Raw genomic sequence first — 26,684 nt, forward strand, 5'->3', positions numbered from 1 at the left:
ATTAATTATCCAATAATTCTGTTAAAATTTTGCTAGCCACCTTAGGGTCAGCTTTGCCTTTAGATTTTTTCATCACCTGCCCCATAAACATGCCCATAAGCCCTTTCTTACCTGCCTTGTACTCTTTGACTTTGGCCGCATTCTGTGACAGAACTTCCTCTATCAACGGTTTAATAGAGTCTTCGTTGCTGTCTTGAATTAAATTTAATTCTTGAGCAATCTCCAAAGGTGTTTTTTCCGGGTTGGCTATCAATTGCGGATAAATCTTTTGAGATCCTACAGTAAAACTTACCTTACCCTCATCAATTAAGGCTATTAGGGCCGCAATTTGTGATACCTTTAAAGGAAAATCTTCAATTTTTAATGTCAATTCATTTAAATAAGACTTGATAGGCCCCATCATCCAGTTGGAGGCTGCCTTATAATTGTTCGTATGTTTACATAACGACTCAAACCATAAAGCAATATCTTTTTGGTCTGTTAAAACTCCTGCATCATATTCAGGTAGCCCATAAGTATTTACAAACTTATCGAACAATTCCCTTGGAAGAACAGGTAATTCCGCCTTAATGGACGAAAGCCACTCTTCGGAAATAACAACAGGACTCAAATCAGGCTCAGGGAAATACCTGTAATCATTCAGATCTTCCTTGGTTCGCATACTTGCCGTCAAACCGGTAGCAGCATCAAATGTCCTAGTTTCAGAAATGATTTCCTCGCCTTTTTCAAGTAAAGTTATTTGACGTTCAAACTCATGTTCAATGGCACGGGCCACATTTCTAAATGAGTTCATATTTTTCACTTCTACTTTTTTTCCTAGTTCTTGGTCACCTTTAAGCCTTACAGACACATTGGCATCACACCTCAAAGACCCCTCTTCCATATTGCCATCACACACATCCAGATAAACCACCAACTTCTTGATTTCTGCAAGCACTTTATATGCTTCTTCAGAGGACCGCATGTCAGGCTCTGTTACGATTTCTATAAGTGGAACACCTGCCCTGTTAAAATCTACCAATGTGTCCACTTCACCCGCCAAGTGCATGGACTTCCCTGCATCCTCTTCCATGTGGATTCGAGTGAGGGCTACCTCCTTTTTCTCGCCGCTATCAAGCGTAATGGGCACAAAGCCTCCAACACAGATAGGGTTTTTATCCTGAGTCAACTGATATCCTTTAGGTAAATCCGGATAAAAATAATTTTTTCGGGCAAAAACATTTCTTCTCGTAATAGAAGAATTACATGCCAAGCCCATCTTCACTGCATATTCAACTGCTTTCCTATTCACTTTAGGTAAAGTTCCCGGGTGCCCTAATGTAATCACTGAGATATTGGTATTGGGCATTTTCCCATAGCTATTGGCATCAGCAGTGTACATCTTGCTTTCGGTAAGTAATTGGGCATGGACTTCCAAGCCAATCACCAATTCATACTTCTCCTTAATATTTTCTGCCGTTAATGTAGTGGACTTATCTTCAATCATTTTAAAATTGTTACAGTTTTTGTTCCAAAGTGTCAGCCATAAGCGAAGACATTTGGATTCAGCTAAATTATTTCAATGCCTGCTGAAGCAAAGTTTCAGCTTTTTCCAAGGCGGTAGGTAAACCCGAAGAATCTTTCCCCCGGCTGTGGCGAAAAAGGGTTGGCCTCCTCCCCTCCTTTGATTTCTCTTGCAAGCTCCCTTACCATATTTCCGGCATGAAGCCCCTTGTCTTTTACAAGCAAATCATTTACCACAATTGCCAGTTGCGGCTTGCCATTAATGTCAGCAGCTAAAACAGCTACCAAGTTCTCTATTTCATTTTTTAATTCAAAAGAAAGCTTCTTCAAGGCTTCAGCATTAGGCAATTTAATCAATCCTAATATTAAGTTATAACCGTTGAAGGATTTTACCTCACTTTTTAACGTTTCTTTAATTTTTTCAGTAGCTTTTTGGTTCAAAACCTCAATTTCTTTCCTTAAAGCAGCCCTTTCGGTCATCATTCCTTCTATCGCAGCCACAAGATCTCGGGGATGTTTCAGTGTTTCTTGAATTTCTTCAAGTAAGGCAAATTGCTTTTTCACATAATCTTCTGCTCCCCGGGCTGTAACTGCCTCAATTCTTCTTACCCCTGCCGAGATAGAACTTTCAGAAGTTATTTTAAACAATCCTATTTCTCCTGTTGCCGCCACATGAGTTCCTCCGCACAATTCCACTGAATAGGAAGGGTTGAAAGTAATTACACGAACCTGCTCACCATATTTCTCACCAAAGAGTGCCGTTGCTCCCATAGCCTTTGCCTCATTGATGGGCACATTTCTTTTCTCATCCAGTGCAATATTTTCTCTAATCTTCCCATTGACGATGTCTTCAACCTGAAGAATCTCTTCAGGGCTCAACTTGGCAAAATGCGAAAAATCAAACCTTAATATCTTTTCATTGACCAGAGATCCTTTTTGTTGCACATGCTCGCCGAGCACTTGCTTCAAAGCCGACTGCAATAAATGTGTAGCTGTATGATTGCTCTTAATCAACCGTCTTTTTCTGCATCAACTTGTCCTTTAAAATCTGCTTCCGGATTTTTAGGCAATGCACTTACCCAATGAACAATCAAGTCATTTTCTTTGGTTGTATCTAATACAGTAATGCGTTCTTCATCATTAGAAAGTGTTCCTGTATCTCCCACCTGTCCCCCACTCTCTGCATAAAAAGGTGTTGCTGTCAACACCAACTGAAAGCGGTCTTTCTTTTTATCTTTAATTTTCCTGTATTTGATAATTTGGGCAGTAGCTTCCAAGGTATCGTAGCCAACAAATACAGAACTCTCCTCCTCGTTTACCATAATCCAGTCTCCGGTTTCAAGCTTTGAAGCAGATCTGGATCTCTCTTTCTGTGCTTTCATAGCTGCTGAGAAGCCCTTTTCATCTACACTAAGTCCATTCTCACGCGCTATTAGAGAAGTTAAATCCAAAGGAAACCCATATGTATCGTACAATTCAAAAGCTACCTCTCCGGGGATGGTATTCTCATTTTTATCTGCCAATCCCTTTTGGATGGATTCAAGATTTTTTAAGCCTTTGTCTAAAGTTCTTAAAAATGCCAACTCTTCTTCCTGAATCACTTTAGTGATAAAGTCTTGTTGTGAATTAATTTCAGGGTAAAATTCGCCAAATTTCTCTGCCAATACAGCCACCAAATTAAACAAGAAAGGCTTTTTCAGGTCTAAAAAGGTATATCCATAACGTACTGCCCTCCTTAGGATTCTTCGAATAACATATCCTGCCTTGTTATTGGAGGGCAACTGCCCGTCTGCAATGGTAAAAGAAATGGCTCTGATATGATCCACTATTACCCGAAAAGCAATGTCTATTTTCTCAGACTCACCGTAGGTAAAGCCGGATATGGCTTCCATTTTAGCAATAAATGGTGTAAATAAATCTGTATCGTAATTGGATGATTTATTTTGAATGACCCTCACCAGTCTTTCTAGACCCAACCCTGTATCTACATGTTTGGCCGGCAATTCTTTAAGATGTCCGTCAGCAAAGCGATTGAACTGCATGAACACCAAGTTCCAAATTTCAATTACTTGGGGATGATCTTCATTTACCAACTCCCTACCGGGAATTTGTTTGATTTCTTCCAGAGGCCTCATGTCAAAATGAATCTCTGAACAAGGACCACAAGGGCCTGTTTCTCCCATTTCCCAGAAGTTATCTTTTTTAGAGCAAAAAAAAACGGTCTTTTTCAACCAATTCCGCCCAATAATCAAAAGCCTCATCGTCCTGCTCCAATTGATCGACATGGTCTCCTCCAAAAACGGTGATGTATAACCTATCTTTAGGCAATTGGTAGACTTCAGTGAGTAGTTCCCATGCCCAATTGATGGCATCCTTCTTGAAATAGTCTCCAAATGACCAGTTGCCCATCATTTCAAACATGGTATGGTGGTAGGTATCAACTCCTACTTCCTCTAAATCATTGTGCTTTCCTGAAACTCTGAGGCACTTTTGACTGTTAGTAACGCGAATATGTTCAGGATTTTCATTACCTAAAAAATAATCCTTAAATTGATTCATTCCAGCATTGGTAAACATCAATGTGGGATCGTTTTTCACAACTATTGGTGCAGATGGAACAAACTGATGCGCTTTAGATTGAAAAAATCAATGAAATGGCTTCTTATTTGTTTGGAATTCATGTTTATTTACCTTAGAATGAATTACTTGGAATATTTAAAGTTTTTGAATTATCTTTGTAACCAAACACCCAACTATCTACTTCCCTACAAAGTAGCTTAATCTACTGGGTTTTTTGGATTACAAAATTAGAAGTTTTAACGTACTATTTGTTAAATGAGTAGAATAAAATATTATTACGATCCCAAAACTTGTAAATACGAAAGGTATGTTAAGAGCAAATGGGATGTCACCTTAAATGTTTTAGGATTTTTATCCTTGTCTTCAATATTAGCTGTTGGAATACTCCTTGTGTTCCATTATTACTTTGACAGCCCCAAAGAATTGATTCTAAAAAGGGAAAATAAAGAACTTAATCTTTACTACGAACTATTGGAACAGGAGGTCGCTCAATTGAATACCATGATGGCTGACCTGCAAGAACGGGATGATAACCTATACAGGGTTATTTTTGAATCTGAACCAATCCCAAATTCAGTTAGAAATGCAGGCTATGGCGGATCTGATCGATTTAAAGACATCAAAGAAAAAGGCCTTAATCAAGGCAAGATGATTATATCTGTTGCCAACAAAGTGGAAACACTTAAAAAACAGTTGTATATTCAATGGGAATCTTATAATGAGCTTTCAGAAACTGCCCTCAACAAAGAAGAGTATTGGGCGTCTATCCCTGCCATCCAGCCCATTCACAATGAGGAGTTAAATAGGTTGGCTTCAGGTTATGGTATTCGCCTACATCCGATACTTAAGGGAAAAAAATGCATACAGGTATCGATTTCTCTGCTCCTAAAGGTACACCAATTTACTCAACAGGCGACGGTGTAGTTGAGCGAGTAAGGACTGAATTTGGAGGTTACGGCAAATCTGTTGTTATAGATCATGGGTTTGGTTTCAAAACCAGGTATGCCCATATGAATGACTTCAATGTGAAAGTCGGAGACAAAATAAAAAGAGGTGACAAAATAGGCACTGTAGGAAATACCGGCTCATCTACAGCTCCCCACGTGCATTATGAAGTGATTAAGGACGATAAATATGTAAATCCTGTCAATTATTTCTTCAAAGACCTTGAACCAACAGAGTTTGATAAAATTCTTGAATTAGCTTCCAGAGAAAATCAATCGCTATCTTAAAGCAGGCATTTAAAAAAATTATAGGCCTTTTCTTTAGAAAATGAAGAAAGGGCCTTTTTTTGCTACTATTCAACATCGTGGAAACTTAAAAAATTAATAGCAGCAATTGCTTTCTATATAATGGATAATTTTTATATTTTTGATTAAAAAAACACCAGAGAATTGCCTTACAAAGAAAAAGATATTGAAAAAAGTATTATTCGATTGGCGAAGTTGCCGATAAGTTTAAGGTTGCCACGTCCTTGATTAGGTATTGGGAAGGTGAATTTGATATCATCAAGCCTAAAAAAGACAAAAAAGGGAATCGTAGATTTACCATCGATGATATTGAAAAGATTCAATTGATTTTCCATCTGGTAAAAGAAAAAGGCTATACGCTCACAGGTGCCCAAGATATTATCAAAAGGGACATGCATAAGGTTCAGGACAAAGCAGCTATGATCCAAAGACTACATGAAATCAGAGGTTTTTTGACAGAAATCAAAGACAATCTGAATGACAAGCAAGCCGGATAATGACTTTTTATATTCTATAGCCCTCAGTTTGATTCCCAAATTAGGCCCGGGAACCTATAAAAAAATCATTTTACACTGCGGTTCTGCAGCATCATTTTTTAATTTACCTTTAGGTAAGTTGGAAAGAATCCAAGGCATAGGCCCAAAATTACTGGCCTTCAGAAAGAAAAAACTAAATCTCCTCAAAGAGGCAGAACAAATTGTAGAAGCTGCCAACCGAAATCAAATTCAGATCCATAGTTTTCATGCTAATAACTATCCCAATCGATTAAAGTCTATTTCCGATGCTCCTCCTGTATTATATAGCAAAGGAAACTTGGAGCTAAACCCAAAAAAAACATTGGGGATAGTTGGCACTAGGAAAGCAACGCAATATGGCAAAAACATTACCCATCAAATCACTGAGGAATTATCCAGATTTCAGCCTTGCATTATCAGCGGCTTGGCTTATGGTATAGACATAGAGGCACACCGTGCTTCCTTGTCTCGAAACTTATCAACCATTGGGGTAATGGGCTCTGATCTCAATACCATATACCCTTCCACACATAAGAAAATAGCCGAGCAAATGATGGATTGTGGGGGGCTACTTACCGAATACAAATTAGGCTCTGAAATGAGTCCCAGTAACTTCCCACAAAGAAATCGAATCATTGCAGGGCTATCAGATGCTTTGATTGTGGTTGAAGCAGCAAAAAAAGGAGGCGCACTGATCACAGCAGAAATAGCCTACAGTTATAACCGTGAAGTATTTGCTGTACCAGGAAATCTCCAATCTAAATACAGCGAAGGCTGCAACGACCTAATAAGAAAAATGAAAGCAGGGATTTACATGAGTTCCAAAGAGATTGTGAACTCCTTATCCTGGGATATGGAATCAAGAGAACTCTAAAGGTTTTTCCGGACACCTCTTTGCTAGACCCCTTAGAGAACAAAATTCTGGAAAGGATTTTTGATAAAAAAGAGGTCGAAGTAAATTGGCTGAGTCATGATTTAAATGTCCCAATCAGCACCTTAGCAGTAAAACTACTCAATTTAGAATTTCTGGGTTTTGTGAAAGCCTTTCCGGGAAAAAGGTATCAATGGCTCCATAGCAAACAATAAATGGCTTAACTGTATGGCCCAATCGTCTTTTTTGATTACATTGAATCATTCTGATCTAAACATAATATTATGAAACTTTCATTCCTCTCTTTCATATCCTGTCTAGTTGTATTGATCGGTTGCCAAAGCCAAGTAAACAATACTCCCGATACTTTACCTATGAAAATTGCAAAAGCATATGGCTATGATCAATTAGATGAGGTACAGTCCATTTCTTATACATGGAACGTAAGAAGGGACAGCGCAACAGTAATGGTGAGAGATTGGAAGTGGGACCTTGTTAAAGGTGAAGTTTCCTATTCAGATGCCGACACTAGTGTCACTTACCTTATTGCTGAAAAGACTGATCAATTGAAAGAGGTTGACCATAAATTCATTAATGATAAATATTGGTTACTCTATCCTTTCCAATTGGCTTGGGACAAAGGATATACTACAGAAATTACTGAAAATCAAAACTCTCCAATTAATAGTGATCCGACAACCAAACTTACTATTATTTACAACAATGAAGATGGTTATACCCCGGGAGATGCCTATGACCTTTATGTAGATGACAACAATTTGATTAAAGAATGGGTATTTAGAAAAGGAAATGCTGCCGAAGGCAGAGCCTTTACTTGGGAAAATGAAAAAGATTTTGGAGGGGTGAAAATTGCTTTGGATCACCGAATGAAAGACGGAAATAAAGTAATTTGGTTTACAAATGTTAAGGTAAATAAGAAATAGGCTAGATCGACACTCTTTCCAATGTTAGGAACTAGGAAGACCTTAAGTCTTCATCTTTCCTTCATCCATAATTTTATCCCGGAATTTAATTGCACATGAACCATGTCTTTGAAATACCCAAGCACCTTACCTTGACCAACAAAGTTAGATGCTGAAAGTAATCCACGATCAAAATATTCAAATAGTGTATCAGTAGGAAGCAATTCTATTGCTTGGGTTTTAGGACTTGAGACGTCAACTATAGATTGATGGGCAAAGCCAATTGATTCATCAGGAAATTGAATCCTAAACCAATCTCCTCTCTTTGCCAAAATTTCGAAATAAGTAAGCTTGGGATGTTTCCCTAGTACTTTTGACTTTAAATCTGGCAATGCACGAAAATTTCCATTATTGACAGAAAAAACCCCATAATCTTTAAGAAATACACTGTCGGAAAGAACTATTTCTTTGGGTTTCTCAGCAACTTGAATAAACGGGAAGGGGTCAACTGCACCTTTTCCCCTTCGGTATATTCCGAAATGCAAATGGGGAGCAGTAGTAATGGCATTTCCGGTATTGCCAACTGTACCCAAAGTATCACCTATACTTACACGATTCCCTGCCTTAACGTGCTGGCTATCTAAGTGGGCATAATAATAATTGTACTTACCTGAATTCACCCAAACGACATTACCTCCCAATCGGTTTTGCCCGGTTCTTCTTACCATCCCGTTTACTACAGCCCTTACTGGTGTACCTCTTTTGGCAAACACATCCACCCCTTCATGCTTTCTAGCACCACCACTTCTCGCATCTCCCCAAAAACTGGCAATCTGACCGGATTGCATATCCGGTAACGGAAAGGCAAGGGATCCGGAAATTTCAATACTTAAGACTACGGCACCTCCTCCAAGCAATTCAGGCTGAACCCTTAGCACATGTTCAGCATCCTGTGTGACGGTATATTCAATTTTTTGCTGTTCTTCTGAATAGTGAAGTTGAGTGAATTTATCTACCTCTCTTTTAAACACATCGATAAAATACACTGTTGAGGAATCCGTTAAAACATCAGCCTTGATGATTACATTATTTCCTTCTTTTACCCCATATTGCAAAAAAACAGCTTCCGCCTTTGAGGGGTCAAAGTAAGTCATCTCATTATAAGGTAATTGAAGTGTAGGTAAATTAGACGCATGTCTCAGCTTTCCGTTATTGATCCACTTTTGTCCGATTCCATAATTCTCTAAACCCGATTTATTCAAGGTGTTGAGATAGTTTTGATAGGGATTAGGGTTTTTAAAAAGTTTTTCTGCTTGGCAAGCACTGAACAAAACAAATAACCATACACACCATAAGGGATGTTGAAAAAAGGGCTTTATCGCCTCCTTTCCATAAAAGAAATACGTATAAAGCCCTTTTATTATTTTTTGATTTCCTAATACTTTTTGATCAATGTGAACTTTGAAACTCATGTTTACCTTCGGCTATTTCTTCTACCATTTTTTTATTGAATGCTTCAAGATCTTTTGGTGACCGTGAAGTAACCAGTCCCTGATCACATACACATTCTTGATCAAACCATTCCGCGCCGGCATTGATAATATCTTGCTTAATTGAAGGAAATGATGTCATTTTCCTACCTGCCAGCTCACCTGTTTCAATTAATACTTGAGGGCCATGACAAATGGAAGCCACCGGCTTGCCTAAAGAGAAGAAATGTTTAATAAATGCCACGGCATCTTCATTGGTACGTAGCTTATCCGGATTCAAAACTCCTCCCGGAATCAATACAGCATCATAATCTTCGGGTTTGGCTTCTTCCAAAGTCTTATCCACTTTAAAATCTTTGCCCCAGTCCACCTTATCCCATGATTTAATGGTTCCTTCATTTGGGGAAATTACCTCCACAAAAGCCCCTTGTTCCTCCAATGCTGATTTTGGGGAAGTAAACTCCACCTCTTCAAATCCATTCTCTGTAATTAAAGCTATTTTTTTACCTTTTAATTTACTCATCTTTACAATTGGTTTAATTTCAGTCAATTTTTTAAAGGTATAATTCAAATTCCATGCTAAACTTTTTATTATTAATTTTTTTTAGGTAGAAATTCGATTAACAGCACTGATTAATCCAGTAGTACTATAAATAAATGAGGCTTGCCTTCCCATTATCTTAAATTAGAAGTAGGGAAAAATTGTGAAGTTGTTAAAAAAATAGAGATCGGTATAATCTCGGAATTGGCAATACTTGCTGAAATTTCTTCAAAATTAGCCACTTCATTGGCGTTTTCAATTTCATAATAGCAATGCTATAGTAACCTGACTTTATGGTGACTATAACCCTACATTTGCTATTCTAAATTCTGAGTCAAAAGCTGAAAGTGCTATCAAGCTAAAAATAGAACAAAAAAAGCCCTGATATCAGGGCTTTTAAAAATTTTTAAATGTATGGTTACTATTTTAAACGTAATTGCTCAACATAACCGGCATAACAAGCATTAAAATGTCTTCATTTTCATTAAGATCAGAAGGTAAAATCAGGCCTGCTCTATTTGGAGCGCTAAACTTCAAGGTCACTTCCTTGGCTGAAATGTTGTTCAACATTTCCACTAAGAACTTAGCATTAAACCCAATTTCTATGTCTTCTCCTTCATGCTCACAAGACAGTCGCTCATTTGCTTCATTAGAAAAGTCCAGATCTTCGGCGGAAATTTGTAATTCACTTCCTGTTAATTTCAACCTTACTTGATGGGTCGTTTTATTGGCATAAATGGCAATTCTTTATAAGGAACCCAAAAATTCTTGCCTATTGATGACCATGTCATTGTTATTGTCTGCTGGAATTACATTTTCATAATCAGGGAATCTCTCATCAATTAACCTACAAATCATTTTGATATTATTGAATTTAAAGTAGGCATTGCTACTATTAAACTCAACCGTCACAGGCACATTCTCGGCCGGAAGAGTAGATTTTAATAAGTTAAGGGCTTTCCTTGGCACTATTATACTTGAAGCTTCCGGAGAGGCTATATCAACCCTTCTGTAACGAATCAATCGATGCCCGTCAGTCGCTACAAAAGTAGTACTGGTACTGCTTAGGTTAATAAATACCCCTGTCATTGCAGGCCTCAACTCATCATTGCTAGTTGCAAAAATGGTATTGGCAATGGCACTGCTCAAAACATCTGTTGACATCTCTACAGTAGAAGCATTGGTTACACTTGGAATTCTTGGAAAATCCGTAGCGTTTTCACCTGCCAATTTATAGCGTCCATTGTCTGAACTGATTTCAACACTATAGGTTTCCTTATCAATACTAAATGTTACAGGTTGTTCGGGAAGATTTTTAAGTGTCTCAATTAGAATTTTTGCAGGAACTGCAATATTACCGTCCTCTTTTGCCTCCACCTCAATTTCCGTAGTCATTGATGTTTGCAAATCGGAAGCTGTAACTGTAAGCTTGCTGTCCAATATTTCGAAAAGGAAGTTCTCTAATATAGGCACAACAGGGTTGGTTGTTACCACCCCATTTATTGCAGAGAGATGCTTCAAAAGTGAAGAAGAAGAAACAATAAATTTCATATGTTTGTTTTTTTTAATTCAGTCACAATAAAAATTATCGCAAATCCAAATTATTGCTCGGACACTTCAAATTTAAGCTTTTTAGTCAATGCTTCTTAGCAATAGAGACGTAAATTTAAATTCCGGTGGATTTAACAGGGTAAAGTTATAAATAAAATTATAAATGCCCTCATATGGTTTTAATTTGATCCGATAAAATTAAATTGATTTTTTAAATCAAGTTTAAAACCCTTTTCATTTTGAATATTTTCGCTTCCTAAGATATTGTTTGAACCATCCAATAAATACCACCAACAAAACCGGCAAAACAACATTTATCACCTGCCACATGGATCGTTGTTGTTTAATTTTCACTTTATTCAGTGGACGTATTTCAAACTCTTTATTTTTACTGGCAATTATTCCCTCAGGGTAAACCATATAGTTCACCGTATTTTGCAAAAATGTTCTGTTTGCAGTTAAATTTTCGGAGAAAGGGTTATTCCCTAAAGGCAGAGGTATTTTATCCTGAGGACTTACCCAACTTTTAAATACATCCGCATCACCTGCTACCAGAATCTTACCTCCGTTGCTTTCGGGCAAGAATTTGCTTTTATCAAATTCATCGGGCACAAAACGGTTTTTAAAAAAGGAAGTAAATTTACCTTCCAAAAGGTAAGCCAAGGGTAAACTACCGCTGTTGAATGTTTTTATGTCAGGTTCTTTAGACATATCTTTAAAAGCCACCCTTACCGGGGCACTTTCTCTTCGGCTATAATTGCTGGAAAAAATTAAAGGTGTCTTTTTTACCTGATCGGCTTTTACGGTATCAATAGAACTTACAAAGCGAAACTGTACCAAATCTAAGCCTTTGGTGATCGGATGGCTTGCCATCTTTCCCGCTTGCACATAAAATGGCCATGGCAAAGGAACTATTTGTGGTTGATTGCCAAACTCACCTGAGACTACGGGATAATAACCAAAATTCAAATCCTTAATTAAATCCTTGTTAATACGTACTCCATATCGAAAAAGCAAATCATCAATTCCCGAGTCAAAAGGCATGGCCACTGTTCCTTTTCCTCCTGCTTCTTCAAGATTTATGGCCATTTGGTCCATCATAAAAAGGATATTGCCACCATACATGAGAAATTGATCCAATAAATATTTCTCTCTTTCTCCATAGGCTTCTTTAGGACCGGCCACAATTAACACCTCAAATGTCAAAAGGTCCGCCACGCTTTTGGCTTGCTCAAAAGGAACTTTATAAACTTCGAAATCTTCATTGAGAGCTTCCACCATGCCATAACCTTCATCTTCTTCCATTTCTCCCTGGCCAATTATTACACCAATAGCCCTCTTATTTATGGTATATAACCTTTTGATAGCTTGTCCAATTTCAAATTCTAAATTTTCAATAGACAAGTTTAAGGTTTCCTCAGGTCCCATCCCCAATTCGCCCTTCAGCAGTAAAACCCCGGTTTCTTTGGACGGAGACCTTAATACAATCCCCGGAAAAATCAGTTGTGTAGCTTGTGTTCCATTTCGGTTGGAATGTAAATTGGTAGGATTAATGCCATACTCTGCCAATTTGATAATATACTGTTCACTACTATCGGTTGCAACAGCTAAAGGATCCACATAATTAATACTAATTTCCTCGGGGCTGTACGAGCGAAAAGTTTTTAGGATTTGCTCTATATTCCTTTGAAATCGCTTCATTCCAGGAGGTAGATCTCCCATCAATAAAATATCAACCTCCAATGGCCCATCCATGTCTTCCAGCACATCTAAGGTTGCTTGACCAATGCTATATTTCCCCTCTTCAGTCATATCGAGTCTAAAAGACCACCAATTATCCAAATTGATGACCAAAAACCAAATCAATGATATGGTTAGGATTCCGAAAAGTAAAGCGCTATATTTTCTATTCATCTTTATTGATCATAACCCAAGAACATACCAAAAAGGTAAGTATCATTCCAATGAAATAATAAATATTTTCTGAGACGATTACCCCTCTTCCCATTTGTTCATAATGAAAGTCTGCTCCCAGTCCCTGTAGCAATACTGCCTGGTCTCCCGTGGCCAGGGTGGCCAAAGCGCCAATCCCCCGTATAACAAGAAAGACAAAAAAACAGCAATCACGAAAGAAACAATTTGATTGGAAGAAATGGAGGAACTAAACAAACCCACAGAAGCAAATAAAGCCCCCACCAAAAACAAACCAATATAAGCTCCGAAAAATCCGGCACTGTCTATATTCCCAATGGTATCACCTAGCTGAAAAATGCTAAAATAATAAACCAAGGTTGGAATTAAAGAAAAAACCAAAAGCACTATGGCAGCCAAGTATTTGGCCAATACTATCTGGTAATTTTTAAGAGGGAGGTCTTTAGTAATTCCCAAGTTCCGGATTTCTTTTCTTCGGCAACCATCCTCATTGTAATTGCAGGCAAAAGAAATATAAAAACAAATGGAGTATAACTAAACAGAGGTTCCAGGTCTGCATAACCATAATCTAAAACACTGGTTCCGGGGAATACCCATACAATCAAACCCAATGAAACTAAGAAAACAGCAGTGATTAAATAGGCTGATAAATTACTAAAAAAGCATTGACCTCTTTTTTAAACAGACTTAGCATACTACTAATTTTGGGTTAAGCTTTGAAAAACGGATTCCAGGTTCTTCTCTTCTTGTCGAATGCTCACTAGATTAAGTCCCCGGCTTTGCACCAATTCAATGATTTCGGCTCTCAATTTTTTAGGGTCTTTACAAGTGAAAGCCATTAGGCCGGGCTGTTTTATTTCTACACTATTATAGGTAAGCCCATCGAGCCATTCACTTTCAATGCTTTCCTCTGTTTCTAATAGAACGATGGATTTTCCTGCTTTGGCTTTAAGGCTTTGAAGGGCATCTTGTGCCACCACTTTTCCCTTTTTAATAATCACTACTTTGTCACATAGAATCTCAACTTCTTGCATGATATGGGTACTCAGAATCAATGTTTTGTCTTTACTAATGGCTTTAATAAGTTGTCTTATTTCAACCAATTGATTGGGATCCAGACCTGTGGTAGGCTCGTCTAGGATAATAATCTCCGGATCATGCACAAGGCTTTTCGCCAAGCCTACCCTTTGCCTATACCCCTTGGACAAATTTCCTATTCTTTTGTGTCTTTCTTCTGTCAACCCGCACTGATCCATCACCATCTCCACCCTTTCCAATCGTTGTTTTTCCTTCATCTGGTAAAGACCACCAATAAAAGATAAAAACTCAGGAATATACATTTCATCATACAAGGGGTTGTGTTCTGGGAGGTAACCAATTAATTTACTCACGGCTATGGGGTGTTTTTTAACAGAAATCCCATTAACCAGAGCTTCTCCTTCATCCGCTTGTAAATAGCCGGTAATGATTTTCATGGTGGTGGATTTGCCGGCACCATTGGGTCCCAAAAACCCTAAAACTTGACCAGGGCTTGCTTGAAAGCTTATATCATTGAGCACTTTTTGCTCCCCGAAACTTTTGAAAGATGATTAATTTCTATGGACATAGTTCAAATGAAAATCAATCCAGAAGCAGAGGCCTTCACTACTGTTTCAGGCTATATTTCTTTATTTTATTGAGTAAATAATCTATTATACTCAGCCTTTAATTTCCACTTTTCTCCAATAATTATTCACTGAACAACGGGTAATTAAATTTGTTTCAGCAATAAAAACGCATGTAAAAAAGCAGACACCGTTATAAAGATAACGGTGTCTGACTAATATTCATATATAAGAAGCACAGAAATGAAAGTTTAATTAAAAAATCTAAATAACTTTCAATTACTGCTTTTAAATCAACTTACTTGTGGGATTAAGTCCAATTTTATGGTTCTAAAGCTTTTACACCTGGTAAAACTTTTCCTTCCATCAACTCTAACAATGCACCTCCACCGGTAGATACAAAGGAAACTTTTTCACCAAAGCCAAACTTATTAACAGCAGCAGCTGAATCTCCACCACCAATTAGAGTAAAAGATCCATTTTCGGTAGCTGCCACAACAGCTTCTGCTACTGCTTTGGTACCTTTTTCAAAACTACTCATTTCAAAAACTCCCATAGGCCCATTCCATAGAATTGTCTTCGAGTCTTTCAGAATTTCTGCAAATTTCACCCTCGTTTCAGGACCAATATCCAATCCCATCCAACCATCAGGGATTTGTCCTTTTTTAGCTGTGCTTTGTTCTGCATCATTCGCAAAGTCGGTACTAGTAACAGCATCATCAGGTAGGATAAGGTTCACATTTTTTTGCTTGGCCTTTTCCAAAAGCTCCAATGCAAGAGGCATCTTATCTTCTTCAAGCAATGAGTCACCAATGGTTCCTCCTTGTGCTTTGGCAAAAGTATAAGACATCCCACCACCAATAATCAAGTTATCGACCTTGTCTAACAACTTGTCTATGAGCAATATTTTATCGGAAATTTTTGCACCACCCATAATGGCTGTAAATGGTCTTTCTGGGGACCCCAAAACTTTCTCTGCGTTTTCAAGTTCTGCCTGCATAAGATATCCGGCAACTTTGTCATTAAAAAACTCAGCGACTATAGCTGTAGAGGCATGTGCCCTGTGGGCAGTACCGAAAGCATCATTTACATAAATATCCCCGTGTTGAGCTAATTTTTTTGCAAAGTCCTTGTCACCTTTCGTCTCTTCTTTGTGAAACCTTAAGTTTTCCAATAGCAAAACTTCTCCCGGATTAAGACTTGTAGACAGCTGAGTCGCTTCAGTTCCAATACAGTCTTTGGCAAATTTCACCGATACTTCAAGTTCTTTGTTCAATTCGGTGATAAGGTGCCTAAGAGAAAACTTATCCTCCGGACCTGATTTGGGCCTTCCGAGGTGAGACATTAGGACTACAGATCCACCATCATTAAGGATTTTCTTTATGGTCGGAACTGCAGAAACGATCCTCGTATTGTCTGTAATGGTATGCTGATCATCCAAAGGAACGTTAAAATCCACCCTTACAAGTGCCTTTTTTCCACTGAAATCAACGTTATCTACTGTTTTGATTCGATTGTTCATGTTTTGTAGGTTTAATATATACGTCAAAAATAAACATTTTATTTGGCAGCAGCCCTTCTTAACCGATCATTTATCGCTTTACCCAAATGTATTTCCGGTAATTCCTCAGCTAAAATTATAGAGGCTGCGGTATCATCCAAGGAACGCATGGCAGAAAACAGGTTTCTTGCGGCTTCATCAAAATCACCTGATTCACTTAATACTATTTGATTTGCTGCTTTTAATTCAGGAAAAACCGTTTAAAAGAAAGCACCGCTAGAGTTTCTTTTTCATTTTGGTATTGCTGCATCAGCTCATCTAAATTTCCCAAAACCATTGGCTTTCTAGGTGCATAATGACTTTTTAGCATTCCTGGAGATTGCGGATTGCTACTTGATTGGGGTAATATCAATACATTCCCTACCAACTTTTCTATTTCACTGACTGATATCCCTCCAAGTCTGTATATAATCACTTGCCCTTGTTCCATGCCTACAATCGTGCTTTCCAAGCCTACATCACATGAGCCTCCATCCAGAATATAAGATAGCTTGTCGCCAAGGTGATGTGCCACATGGCTGGCACTTGTAGGGCTGATGTAACCAAAAGGATTGGCACTGGGGGCTGCCAGTGGAAAATCGACCAAATCCAATAAGCTTCGGGTCAAGGGATGATTCGGCACCCTTACACCAACTTTACCTAAACCACTAGTGACCAAGTCAGGAATAATTGACTTCTTAGGAAGCAATAAAGTAAGAGGGCCTGGCCAAAAAGCCTCCGCCAAAGCCTTTAATTCGTCGGGGATGAATTCAACATAGTTGTGTATTTGTTCTATGCCCGGCAGATGTACAATTAAGGGATCAAATTTTGGTCTATTTTTGGCTTTAAAGATTTGCAAAACTGCATTTTCATCCAAAGCATTGCCTGCCAATCCATAAACCGTTTCTGTGGGAATTGCCACCAATTGCCCTTCGGTCAATAATGCTGCCGATTTTTTAATGTCTTTACCAATCTCAGCCATTATTCCGCGCAAAATTCATCAATCCAATCTTTTGCTTGTGTGTACCCCAAGGACAAGGCCGTTTGAAGATACTCGCAGCCTTTCTCTTTTTTACCTAGCGCACTCATTTCTGTTACCCCTAAAAGGTAAAAAGCAGCACCATTTCGCTTATCTATTCTGGTCAACTCTTCTAAAGTAGCTATAGCTGTTAATGGGTCGTTATTCCCCAAGTGGGCTTTTGCTTTATTGAATAAAACCTGTGGTTGTTCCGGATTAGCATGCAGTGCCTTGTCGAAATCTATTAAAGCATCTTCATACATTTCAAGTCCCAAAAGGGCTAAGCCACGGTTATAATAAATGTCCACTTGATTAATATCAAGGCCATTTGCTCGATTATAATCAACCAAAGCCATTTTATATTCCTCTTTTTCCATGTAAACATTCCCTCTGTTAAAAAAGGGTTTGTAATTACTTTCATCCAGGTCAATGGATCGGGAAAAAGAATCTATGGCGTCATCCCATTTTCCCGTTTGGAAAAATATTACCCCTCTGGCATTCCATGCCGGAGCATGGCTTGTGTCATTTTCCACCAGTCTATTTAAATGCCCGATTGCTGTCTCAAAATCCTGTTTATCCAAAGCCACTATTCCGGCTTCAAACAGTTCCTCTGAAGAAGGTTGACAGGAAATCAGGAAAAAGAGAACAATGAAGCTACTCCATATATTTTTACGCATTTCATTTTTTTGCAAAGATAAGAATACTTGATGCACAATCCACTTAAGGTTTGAACAAAAAACAAGTACTAAGAAAAGTCTTACAATAGAATTTCAGATTTACTGGTTTTCTCTAACATCCTCAATACAGAGTCATTGAAACCAACCAATTCTGCAGTTAGGTCAAAGCCCACCCATGCAAGGTCTTTACTCTCAGGGCTTATAATCAGCGGCTCATCCATTTCTGCTTCTATTAAGAACCTTACATCATAATGAAAATGTCTTTCTTCCTTATCATTCGCAGGAATCACATGCCTATCCAAATCAAAGATTGATTTGTCCACTAATCGGATGGATTGCAAACCACTTTCCTCCCGGGCTTCTGTTAAGGCCACTTCCAGAAGGTTCTCATTTCCATCGGCATGGCCTCCCAATTGGAGCCAACGCTGAAGTTTCCTGTGGAGTGTAAGTAACGCATGAGTACGCCTTTTATTGACAATCCATGCAGAAGCTGTGAAATGCCCGGCTTTTTCTCTCTTTTGAATGCGTCAGGATCATCTAGAAGTTCCAAAAAACCGGGTACCATGGCTTTTTCCTCTTCAAATGGGGTCCTGTAATTTTCAAACAAGCACTTTAGATTTTCTCTGTCCATATACTAATCTGCTTTGAATAATTTATCCATAAACTGGTCAAAAGGCTTGGCTTCATGGTATTGCCTATCGGAATACAATGTCACCAGAACTTTCAGATAGTCGGGCTTATTGTCTAAATATATCTTTTCTAAACTCACATTTCCAAATAGCTGATCAATTTTTTCTGAATAGTTATCACCAGAAGTTAGAGGCTTAAAGTACAATTTTTCAGTTGTCCTTACTTGATCATTTAATTCGTCAATTTTACGATCCATACTTACTTTTCTGTACCCTAATTGCAACATCCTTTGCCCCAGGCCAAAAAACAATTTAGAAAAACTTTCCATTGTAAATGGATCACTGTAAATCACAGCAAACCCATTGGCATAGGAGGATTGAAATAGATGAATTTCAGGCTTTTTATTTACTCCTGCCTGCAACAAATGGTAATTATCATAGACCATTTTCAAGGTTTCTGCTCCTTCTTCCCCTTCCAACCATAAGGTAACTTCCTGCTCATCTTGTTTTGAGCGGCTGAAATTCTCCCTTATGACTTCCCGGTTACTTTTTCCGGAAAACAGGTTACCTAACAAAGAATCTATAAACTTCATTTTAATTTAATTTTTCCATTCTTTTCAGTGAATATTAATCCTTCATCCTCCATTTCCCGAATCAAACCTACAGAAAAATCATCTGGGGTTTCGCCTATCTCTGCAAATAACTCCTTTAATGAAAACGCCACTCCTGACTTTAAAGTTTTGAGTATTTGATCTATTAATTCTTTCTTTAAAATCGCCTTATTATTATCTTTCTTATTCTGAATACAATTGTCACAAATACCACAGGTAAAATCACTTTTCTCTCCAAAATAATTTACAATTTGCCCTGTACGACAAATTTTATTATTTTTCACATATTCTATGATTTTCGCTGCTTTGCTTACTGCCTCTGTTCTTCTCTCCCGAATTCTTGCCTTATTTAATGGCAAAGCTCCTGCGTCTAATCTTGGCGTTACAAAGGTAATTTGGGGCTGATCCTTTCTTCCTGAATAGTCTACCAACCCAAGCTCATCCATCCTCTTTAACATCCGCAAAACTTCTTGATCAGAAACATTCAAGAGCTGGGCAATTTTACTTTCATTAATATGAATATAGTTTACAAAAAGTTCTCCTCCATACAATCTCAATAATAATTTAATCAATGGGTCTAATTTAGCGTAGGCAATCTGTGCCTCATACACCTTACTTTGGGAAACCAGAAAATGCAGTGAAGAAGGCAGGAATACGCTTTCTGAAAAAGAATAATGCCTCCTCTTGCAATACTTTTATAGAATTATAGGTGAGCGAAATATCCAAATTATAGGAACTAACAAAGTCAAGAAAATCAAAATCAAAGCTTACCATATTGGCACTCCCAACGGCCAACCGATAATAATTTGCCAAACACTGATAAACTTTTTTAGCATCTCCTCCGGAGGATAAGCTATCTCGGCCATTTCCTTTAAAGCGATACAGTCTTTTTCTCGTACCAAAAGCACAGCATAAGCCCTGATGCCATCACGCCCTGCTCTTCCGGCTTCTTGGTAATAATTCTCAAGGTTTTCAGGAAGATCAAGATGCAAAACCAATCGGACATCTGCCTTATCTATCCCCATCCCAAAGGCATTGGTAGCCACCATCACACGGATGTCCCCCCGAATCCAGCTTCCTTGTCTTTCATTCCTAACTTTTTGATCCAAGCCTGCATGGTAAAAAGTGGCAGCAATCCCTAACTGATTGAGATGCTGTGCTGCAGCTTTGGTACCTTTCCTGCTTCTAGTATAGATTATGGCACTACCTGGTACCTTTTGTAGAATCTCCACAGCCTTTTCAAGCTTGTTTTCTACCCATCGAACCGCATAAGATAAATTTTCTCTCCTAAATGATTTTACGAATATGGAGGGCGCCTTTAGTGCTAATTTTTCGACAATATCAGCTCTCACTTTAAGGGTCGCAGATGCGGTAAGAGCCACCATCGGCACTTTTGGAAAATGATCCCTTATTTTGACAATCTCAAGATAGGATGGTCTAAAATCATAACCCCATTGAGAAATGCAATGGGCTTCATCCACTGCAATAAGGCTAATATTCATTTTTTTGAAACGCTCTAGGAATATTTCAGTTTTGAGCCTTTCCGGAGAAACATATAAAAATTTATAGTCTCCATATACGCAATTGTCTAAGAGGGTATCAATCTCTCTTTTCCTTAACCCGGAATGTATCACCATGGCTTTGACCCCTCTACTTTTCAATTGATCTACCTGATCCTTCATTAGGGCAATTAATGGACTAACCACTAAACATAATCCTTCTTTCATCAGGGCGGGTACCTGAAAACAAATGGACTTCCCTCCACCTGTAGGCAGTAACACCAAGGAATCCTCCCCTTCAGAAATAGCTTTAACTATCTCTCCCTGAAGGGGACGGAAATCTTGGTACCCAAAGAATTTCTTTAGGATGGCCAAAGCTGAAGTATCTTGTTTATCCATAGAATGGCAATTGAACTGCTGATTGCATACAATTTTTATCCAAATTACGCTTCATCGGCTCCATTCACAAGGCCTGCTCTTATTTGTTGAAACTTATTTTAATGGCACTTTTGGAAAAGGGATCATGAAGGCTAGTTTCTTGGTGGGGCCACCAATTTCCTTTTTCCCAAAAAACAAAGTTACTCCTTGTGGAGCAGCTGGTGTAAATGTATCGGCGTCCAGTAGCAATTCCTTATTTCCCGGCAGCGAGATGCTACACAACCCATCCTTTACCCAAAAAGCAAGAGGCTTTGGTGATAATCCCATTTCTTTAATCCGGTGAGGCAGAATATTAAAATTCATTTCTGTAGAATCAACCTCCCATTCAATGGTATAAAACTGGCCTTTGTGGCTATAATCCATAACCACTCCTTGTTTTAGTTTGTAGATGACCATGTACTCCTCGGCCCCCATCTCTAAACTTACAACCAATCGATAAAACCCCAACATAAAAACCATGACAAACATCGCAATAAACTGATGCCTCTTCTTGTCTACAATCCAGTGGTAAAGACAAAAAAGGAGGGCCCAAAACAAAATCATTTCAGGCCAATCCATATACAAGCCGTCCATTCGAGCAAAGGGGAGTTTCTGCAAACCAAATATCCCAAGGTTAAGAAATTGTATGGTATAATCCAACAACCAACCTAGCGCTTGGGCCATACCGGGAATGGCCCCAAACAATAAGAAAGGAACACCTATGGACATGATCACAAAGGCTGCAGGAATTGCTAGTAGGTTGGTTAAAATAAAGTAGGTTGGGAATACATGGAAATAATGAACTGCAAGGGGAAAAGTGGCCAACTGTGCTGCCAGACCAACGCTGGTAATATCCCATAGGTAACGGAGCCATTTGCTTTTTGGATGCCAAATTTTACTAATAATCGGTTGAAATAATAAGATCCCTAATAAGGCTATATAACTTAGTTGAAACCCTACAGTATAGATCAGAAAAGGATCATATACCAAAAGCAATAAAGCAGAAAGGGCCAAGGGGTTAAAAATCGAAGGGTTTCTCGAATTCATTTGTGCCATGCATATAAATGTAAACATGGTCGCAGACCTAAGTACTGAAGGAGAAAGGCCGGTTAAGATAGCATAAAACCAGATTACCCCTACAATTACACCAAGGTAGGCAGCTCTTTTTAATCCTTTCATTTTTGAGGGTTTAAACAGCAGGAAAAAAAGCCATAGACAATGCCCACATGCAAACCTGAAACTGCCAAAATATGCATGGCGCCTGCTGTAGCATAAGCTTCTCTCAGTCCCTTTTCCAAGTCTTGCTTTTGCCCTAACAACAATGCCAATGCTATTTGTTTGGCGTTTGGATCACGAATATATGTATTGATCCTTTCTTCTAAATATTGCCGATAGGCAAGAATCACTGATGACCAAGCCCCTTCTCGGGCCTTGACACCAGCTTGAACTGCTGCCCTATAAAATGACGGAAATAAATCCCTTTCCTCGCCATGTATTCCGAATAATCAAACATGGCCGGGTTGGAAGGAGGAGCGATTATATGGGGTGGGCCATTTACGTGAATCACAGCTCCCGGCTCTAAAGGCAAGGCACTTTGATGGTAAATTTGAACCTCTCCTTGTGCAGGGAGCCAACCATCCTCAGTTTCAACAGCTTTTACAGAAAGCCTATTTCCACGACTATTTGGTTTGATTTGATCAACCTCCTTCACCTCTGCCAGGTAACTATTAATTTTAGAAAAATGAATGAGGTGATCAGGCATAAAACTCACATCCCTTAATGAAGCCACATACATTCCTGAAAAAGTAAGCAAAAGTAGGCCAATAAGGGGAGTATTATCTTAAAATAGACTCTCCAGTTAGGATTATAGGCAAATGTTATCCCTATATAGCCAATTAAACAAGAAAGCAAACCGGCCAATATTGCATCACCAAGAAATTGCTTTGTTATTGGGTAGAGCAAAACCCCGGCAACAAAGAAAATGGTATAACGAACAAATGGAAATTCATTGAATTTCATGAATGGACGGTAAAATTACCCGAAACTTTAACGCTTTGTTTTCTTCTGAGCTATTTTTCAGAAGCACCTGGCCACTTAAGCTGACACCTTACATTTGGTCCTTAAGGTAAACTGTCCAGCAAACTAACAATTAGAGATAAGGCATATAATCCGGACAATAAAGCTCCACAAAACCACACACTTAATACCTTTTCCTTTGGCATCAATAGACCTAAAGACTTTCAAAGTAGAATTTAGTTAACTTTAAGGATAAAATCAACTGTGGGAATAACAGTAAGCTTTTATTCAACAATGGTTTAGAACGAAATTTTGAACACGAAAAAGCCCATCAAATCAGCAGATTTGATGGGCTTTTATAAAGAGTGTATTGAAATATTCCCTTAAAATCTAAAACCAATGGTAAATCCTCCATTGAACTCTACAGGCTCAAAGCGGTCACTTACTTCATCGTTAAAACCTCTGGCCAAACTAATGTATGGCCCCAAGGCAAACTTATCATTATGTACCCATTTATAGCCGGCACCGAATCCTACGATAAAACTATTCAAAGAAGTTTCAACTGTGCTATTGTCCTCTAATACCTCAGTAAACGATCCTCCTCTGTATTTCAAGAATGGAAATACATATATCCCTGATGGGTTTGATTCTGTTACAAAATAATAATTGTAAGACAAAGTTACACTGGTCGCTTTAAAATCCTGCCCCTCCCCTCTATCAGAAACATATGCAAAACGATCCATAAATGTCATTCCAAAACCAAGGGATTGATTTTGATCTAGAAAATGCTCGTAACCAAGCTCAAGGGAACCATTAATTATCGTGTTGAAAATATTCAATTTCACTTCATTCTGAGGAAGTCCCGGACTTTCCAGAGTTTGTGCCTTTACTTGAATACTCCCAAAAACACTACCAACAACAATGCGCCTATAAAATTTTTCATAAAAAAACTGTTAATTAAAATACTCTGTTTATTATTCTTTTGGTCTATAATTCATGAGGTAGTGTGCGATATCACATTCCATAAAGCGCTCTCCCACTTTTTCAAAACCATGCTTTTCATACAATCCCAAGGCTGTAACTTGGCCGTGCAAATATATTGTTTTATCCTTACTTGAAGGAATTTTCAATACATCTTCCAACACTGCTTTCACCAACATTCCTCCCACACCAAGCCCTCTAAAGGCTTTTAACACGGCAAATCTTTCAAGTTTAATGCCAGATTTTGTAAACCTCCACCGGGCAGTACCAACACCCAAGTCACCATCCATAACAAGAAAATGGGTCGCCAAGTTTTCGAAGGAATCATATTCCTCTTCCGGAGCTACATTTTGTTCTTTAACAAAAACTTGTTCACGAATATAAAAAGCCTTTTCCAGCAAGCTTTCCTCTGTGATTTTTTTACTACAAAGGTCATTTGGAAGGTTTCGTTTCCACTTCGTTTTTCTCGTAGGCTTCGATAATCGATTTTACGAGTTTATGCCTTACCACATCACTTCCTGAAAGGTTCACCACACCGATACCTTTTACTCCTTTTAAAATTCGCAGTGATTCCCTCAAACCTGATTTTTGCCGGGTAGGAAGATCTACCTGAGATTGGTCCCCAGTGATGATCACTTTGGAATTAGGCCCCATTCTAGTGAGGAACATTTTGATTTGTTCTGAGGTGGTGTTTTGAGCTTCATCCAGCAACACGAAGGCATCGTGCAAGGTCCTCCCCCTCATATAGGCAAGGGGAGCAATTTCAATCACCCTATTTTCCTGATAGAACCTTAGCTTTTCGGTAGGCACCATATCACTTAAGGCATCATAAATGGGCCTTAGGTAAGGGTCTAACTTTTCCTGAAGATCTCCGGGAAGAAAGCCAAGGTTTTCTCCCGCTTCCACAGCAGGCCTTGTGATGATAATCCTTTTTACCTCTCTGTTTTTTAAAGCCCTAACAGCTAATGCCACAGCTATATAGGTTTTACCCGTACCGGCAGGGCCTAAAGCAAAAACAAGGTCATTTTTATAAGAAGCATCAACTAGTTTTTTCTGGTTGGGGGATTTGGGACGAACGATTACCCCTTTATTTCCATAGAGAATAACTGCATTAATGTTTTCAGATTTTTTTGAGGGGTGCCTTCCAAATCAATGTATTCCTTCACATTTTCAGGAGTAACCAGACCATAGCGGTTAAAATGCTCCAAAAGCATGTTTAAAATATCATTGATTTTGAGAATTTCCGGCGCTTGCCCTTTGATTCTGATTTCATTGCCCCTAGAAACAATTTTACTCTGGGGAAAAGCGGCAGAAATCTGCCTGATATTTTCGTTTTCCGAGCCCAGGAAGTCTAGGAGGGAAACGTTTTCCAATGTAATGACTTTTTCTACCAATATATTTTCTTCTGTTTACCTAATTCTAAAAACAAATTAAAAATACCTATTTTTGTGCATCCTTAACGCAAAAGTACGAATTTTTAATTGACTTACTTATATGGCTTTGGTAACATTCATTTCAGATTTTGGCAACTCAGACTACTATGTACCAGCAGTCAAGGCCAAAATGCTATCCATCAATCCCCAGTTAACCATTGTTGACATTAGCCATGAAATTGCTTTGTATGACATCGCCCATGCCGCATTTTTATTGCGTTCCATTTATAACGATTTTCCTAAGGGTACTGTTCACCTGGTCGCTTTGAATACTACAAGTAGCATTACAGACGGCTATATTGGCATCAAACTTAACGAGCATATATTTATTGGGCCAAACAATGGGGTATTGAGCATGCTGGCAGATCATGACCCCGGCATCATTGTCAAATTTTCTGATATTCATATTAAAAACAGTTCCTTCCCTGCGAAGGATATTCTTGCTCCGATAGCAGCTAAGGTGGCTAGTGGTGCGGCCATTCATGATTTCGGAGGTCCTTTACAAGCCATCAAAAAAATGATGGGGAGACACTTTAAGGCAAGCAAGAAACAAATTGTAGGGTATGTACTTCGGGTAGACATCTATGGCAATTTGATCACCAATATCCCAAAAGAGGTCTTTGAGAAACTAAATCCTGGGAAATTTGAGATTGTATTCGGCAGGGAATCCCTTCAGCAACTTCAAACCAATTACGATGAAGTAGAACCCGGAGATTGTTGGGCATTCTTCAATAGCTTGAATTTATTGGAAATTGGCATTAATCATGGACATGGGGCCGAATTATTAGGCTTAAGGTACGACAGTCCAATATTTATCAATTTTGAAGTTTAATTTTTTGATAATTAAAGGATTAAACCATTGGCTGTATAGGCCTTGTTTGGTTGAAGTACAAAAAAGATAAAAAAACGAGGTTTCAGAGAGTCAAAATATTTGTTTGTGAAAAATTCTTTGCACATATTTGCATCCCGTTCAGCAAGGAACGGGAAATACCACACTTGCCCAGGTGGCGGAACTGGTAGACGCGTTGGTCTCAAACACCAATGCCTTCGGGCGTGCCGGTTCGATTCCGGCCCTGGGTACACCACAAGGCCAAAAATGGCCA

Annotated in this window: 18 protein-coding genes, 1 tRNA gene and 8 pseudogenes; 7 read left to right on the plus strand and 20 right to left on the minus strand. The window is 38.6% G+C overall.

The features are described 5' to 3' along the window. Position 1 precedes the first annotated feature (1 nt). The gene (gatB, locus tag WG932_RS13605; protein WP_483088294.1) at positions 2 to 1,486 is read right to left on the minus strand and encodes an Asp-tRNA(Asn)/Glu-tRNA(Gln) amidotransferase subunit GatB; all 1,485 of its coding nucleotides are present in this window, start codon (positions 1,484 to 1,486) and stop codon (positions 2 to 4) included. A gap of 67 nt (positions 1,487 to 1,553) precedes the next feature. Beyond that, positions 1,554 to 4,184, minus strand: a pseudogene (gene alaS / locus WG932_RS13610) (alanine--tRNA ligase). A gap of 154 nt (positions 4,185 to 4,338) precedes the next feature. Here alaS and WG932_RS13615 point away from each other — a divergent pair. The 5 genes and pseudogenes from WG932_RS13615 (at position 4,339) to WG932_RS13635 (ending at position 7,663) form a co-directional block, all read left to right on the plus strand. Further along, positions 4,339 to 5,315, plus strand: a pseudogene (locus WG932_RS13615) (peptidoglycan DD-metalloendopeptidase family protein). Positions 5,316 to 5,477: 162 nt separating this feature from the next. Next, positions 5,478 to 5,830: pseudogene (locus WG932_RS13620) on the plus strand (MerR family transcriptional regulator). Continuing rightward, complete coding sequence (gene dprA / locus WG932_RS13625; protein ID WP_483088295.1) at positions 5,811 to 6,722, plus strand: DNA-processing protein DprA; 912 nt, start codon at positions 5,811 to 5,813, stop codon at positions 6,720 to 6,722. The pseudogene WG932_RS13620 and the gene dprA overlap by 20 nt, the downstream one beginning before the upstream one ends. A 20-nt stretch (positions 6,723 to 6,742) precedes the next feature. After that, the gene (locus WG932_RS13630) at positions 6,743 to 6,934 is read left to right on the plus strand and encodes a DprA-like winged helix domain-containing protein (RefSeq protein ID WP_483088296.1); all 192 of its coding nucleotides are present in this window, start codon (positions 6,743 to 6,745) and stop codon (positions 6,932 to 6,934) included. 69 nt (positions 6,935 to 7,003) lie between these two features. Then, positions 7,004 to 7,663, plus strand: coding sequence for a hypothetical protein (locus tag WG932_RS13635; RefSeq protein ID WP_483088297.1), 660 nt, complete (start codon positions 7,004 to 7,006; stop codon positions 7,661 to 7,663). Between the two features lie 50 nt (positions 7,664 to 7,713). Here WG932_RS13635 and WG932_RS13640 read toward each other — a convergent pair whose 3' ends face one another. From WG932_RS13640 to WG932_RS13725, 18 genes and pseudogenes are all read right to left on the minus strand, one after another. Continuing rightward, a complete protein-coding gene (locus WG932_RS13640) occupies positions 7,714 to 9,114 on the minus strand; it encodes a peptidoglycan DD-metalloendopeptidase family protein (RefSeq protein WP_483088298.1) in 1,401 nt (466 codons plus the stop codon). Next, on the minus strand, positions 9,092 to 9,655 hold the full coding sequence (locus tag WG932_RS13645; protein ID WP_483088299.1) for a type 1 glutamine amidotransferase domain-containing protein: 564 nt from the start codon (positions 9,653 to 9,655) through the stop codon (positions 9,092 to 9,094). The genes WG932_RS13640 and WG932_RS13645 overlap by 23 nt, the downstream gene beginning before the upstream one ends. A 444-nt stretch (positions 9,656 to 10,099) precedes the next feature. Then, a pseudogene (gene dnaN / locus WG932_RS13650) lies at positions 10,100 to 11,224 on the minus strand (DNA polymerase III subunit beta). Positions 11,225 to 11,458: 234 nt separating this feature from the next. Further along, complete coding sequence (gene gldG / locus WG932_RS13655; RefSeq protein ID WP_483088300.1) at positions 11,459 to 13,138, minus strand: gliding motility-associated ABC transporter substrate-binding protein GldG; 1,680 nt, start codon at positions 13,136 to 13,138, stop codon at positions 11,459 to 11,461. A 78-nt stretch (positions 13,139 to 13,216) separates the two neighbouring features. Beyond that, positions 13,217 to 13,612, minus strand: coding sequence for an ABC transporter permease (locus tag WG932_RS13660; RefSeq protein WP_483088301.1), 396 nt, complete (start codon positions 13,610 to 13,612; stop codon positions 13,217 to 13,219). A 242-nt stretch (positions 13,613 to 13,854) separates the two neighbouring features. Next, complete coding sequence (gldA, locus tag WG932_RS13665; RefSeq protein WP_483088302.1) at positions 13,855 to 14,715, minus strand: gliding motility-associated ABC transporter ATP-binding subunit GldA; 861 nt, start codon at positions 14,713 to 14,715, stop codon at positions 13,855 to 13,857. Positions 14,716 to 15,082: 367 nt separating this feature from the next. Further along, positions 15,083 to 16,282, minus strand: coding sequence for a phosphoglycerate kinase (locus tag WG932_RS13670; RefSeq protein ID WP_014018729.1), 1,200 nt, complete (start codon positions 16,280 to 16,282; stop codon positions 15,083 to 15,085). A gap of 38 nt (positions 16,283 to 16,320) precedes the next feature. Continuing rightward, positions 16,321 to 17,282: pseudogene (locus WG932_RS13675) on the minus strand (L-threonylcarbamoyladenylate synthase). Beyond that, positions 17,282 to 17,995, minus strand: coding sequence for a tetratricopeptide repeat protein (locus tag WG932_RS13680; protein WP_014018731.1), 714 nt, complete (start codon positions 17,993 to 17,995; stop codon positions 17,282 to 17,284). The pseudogene WG932_RS13675 and the gene WG932_RS13680 overlap by 1 nt, the downstream one beginning before the upstream one ends. A gap of 80 nt (positions 17,996 to 18,075) precedes the next feature. Further along, a pseudogene (locus WG932_RS13685) lies at positions 18,076 to 18,626 on the minus strand (NUDIX hydrolase). A 3-nt stretch (positions 18,627 to 18,629) separates the two neighbouring features. Further along, positions 18,630 to 19,217 (minus strand): hypothetical protein, encoded by a 588-nt coding sequence (locus WG932_RS13690; protein ID WP_014018733.1) that lies wholly within the window; start codon positions 19,215 to 19,217, stop codon positions 18,630 to 18,632. Then, positions 19,214 to 19,846 (minus strand): RecQ family zinc-binding domain-containing protein, encoded by a 633-nt coding sequence (locus WG932_RS13695; RefSeq protein WP_483088303.1) that lies wholly within the window; start codon positions 19,844 to 19,846, stop codon positions 19,214 to 19,216. Before WG932_RS13695 ends, WG932_RS13690 begins: the two co-directional genes overlap by 4 nt. A 156-nt stretch (positions 19,847 to 20,002) precedes the next feature. Continuing rightward, the gene (locus WG932_RS13700) at positions 20,003 to 21,133 is read right to left on the minus strand and encodes a RecQ family ATP-dependent DNA helicase (RefSeq protein ID WP_483088304.1); all 1,131 of its coding nucleotides are present in this window, start codon (positions 21,131 to 21,133) and stop codon (positions 20,003 to 20,005) included. A gap of 93 nt (positions 21,134 to 21,226) precedes the next feature. Continuing rightward, positions 21,227 to 22,557 (minus strand): annotated as a pseudogene (locus WG932_RS13705) (ComEC/Rec2 family competence protein). Next, a complete protein-coding gene (locus tag WG932_RS13710; protein ID WP_483088643.1) occupies positions 22,554 to 22,976 on the minus strand; it encodes a ComEC/Rec2 family competence protein in 423 nt (140 codons plus the stop codon). The pseudogene WG932_RS13705 and the gene WG932_RS13710 overlap by 4 nt, the downstream one beginning before the upstream one ends. Before the next feature lie 574 nt (positions 22,977 to 23,550). Next, the gene (locus WG932_RS13715; RefSeq protein WP_483088305.1) at positions 23,551 to 24,012 is read right to left on the minus strand and encodes a DUF3575 domain-containing protein; all 462 of its coding nucleotides are present in this window, start codon (positions 24,010 to 24,012) and stop codon (positions 23,551 to 23,553) included. A 129-nt stretch (positions 24,013 to 24,141) separates the two neighbouring features. After that, the gene (locus WG932_RS13720) at positions 24,142 to 24,549 is read right to left on the minus strand and encodes a GNAT family N-acetyltransferase (RefSeq protein ID WP_483088306.1); all 408 of its coding nucleotides are present in this window, start codon (positions 24,547 to 24,549) and stop codon (positions 24,142 to 24,144) included. Positions 24,550 to 24,580: 31 nt separating this feature from the next. After that, positions 24,581 to 25,542: pseudogene (locus WG932_RS13725) on the minus strand (PhoH family protein). A 100-nt stretch (positions 25,543 to 25,642) separates the two neighbouring features. Between WG932_RS13725 and WG932_RS13730 the strand changes: the two are divergent. Continuing rightward, positions 25,643 to 26,413, plus strand: coding sequence for an SAM hydrolase/SAM-dependent halogenase family protein (locus WG932_RS13730; protein WP_014018739.1), 771 nt, complete (start codon positions 25,643 to 25,645; stop codon positions 26,411 to 26,413). A 166-nt stretch (positions 26,414 to 26,579) separates the two neighbouring features. Next, positions 26,580 to 26,661, plus strand: a tRNA-Leu gene (locus WG932_RS13735). Positions 26,662 to 26,684: the final 23 nt, after the last annotated feature.

It is taken from the genome of Cyclobacterium sp. SOCE241 (assembly GCF_056867545.1).

Excerpts from the sequence above, each read along its gene's own strand:
- gatB (WP_483088294.1), bottom strand. The coding sequence starts at position 1,486 with ATGATTGAAGATAAGTCCACTACATTAACGGCAGAAAATATTAAGGAG.
- dprA (WP_483088295.1), top strand. The coding sequence starts at position 5,811 with ATGACAAGCAAGCCGGATAATGACTTTTTATATTCTATAGCCCTCAGT.
- WG932_RS13635 (WP_483088297.1), top strand. The coding sequence starts at position 7,004 with ATGAAACTTTCATTCCTCTCTTTCATATCCTGTCTAGTTGTATTGATC.
- WG932_RS13640 (WP_483088298.1), bottom strand. The coding sequence starts at position 9,114 with ATGAGTTTCAAAGTTCACATTGATCAAAAAGTATTAGGAAATCAAAAA.
- WG932_RS13645 (WP_483088299.1), bottom strand. The coding sequence starts at position 9,655 with ATGAGTAAATTAAAAGGTAAAAAAATAGCTTTAATTACAGAGAATGGA.
- gldG (WP_483088300.1), bottom strand. The coding sequence starts at position 13,138 with ATGAATAGAAAATATAGCGCTTTACTTTTCGGAATCCTAACCATATCA.
- WG932_RS13670 (WP_014018729.1), bottom strand. The coding sequence starts at position 16,282 with ATGAACAATCGAATCAAAACAGTAGATAACGTTGATTTCAGTGGAAAA.
- WG932_RS13680 (WP_014018731.1), bottom strand. The coding sequence starts at position 17,995 with ATGCGTAAAAATATATGGAGTAGCTTCATTGTTCTCTTTTTCCTGATT.
- WG932_RS13690 (WP_014018733.1), bottom strand. The coding sequence starts at position 19,217 with ATGAAGTTTATAGATTCTTTGTTAGGTAACCTGTTTTCCGGAAAAAGT.
- WG932_RS13700 (WP_483088304.1), bottom strand. The coding sequence starts at position 21,133 with ATGGATAAACAAGATACTTCAGCTTTGGCCATCCTAAAGAAATTCTTT.
- WG932_RS13730 (WP_014018739.1), top strand. The coding sequence starts at position 25,643 with ATGGCTTTGGTAACATTCATTTCAGATTTTGGCAACTCAGACTACTAT.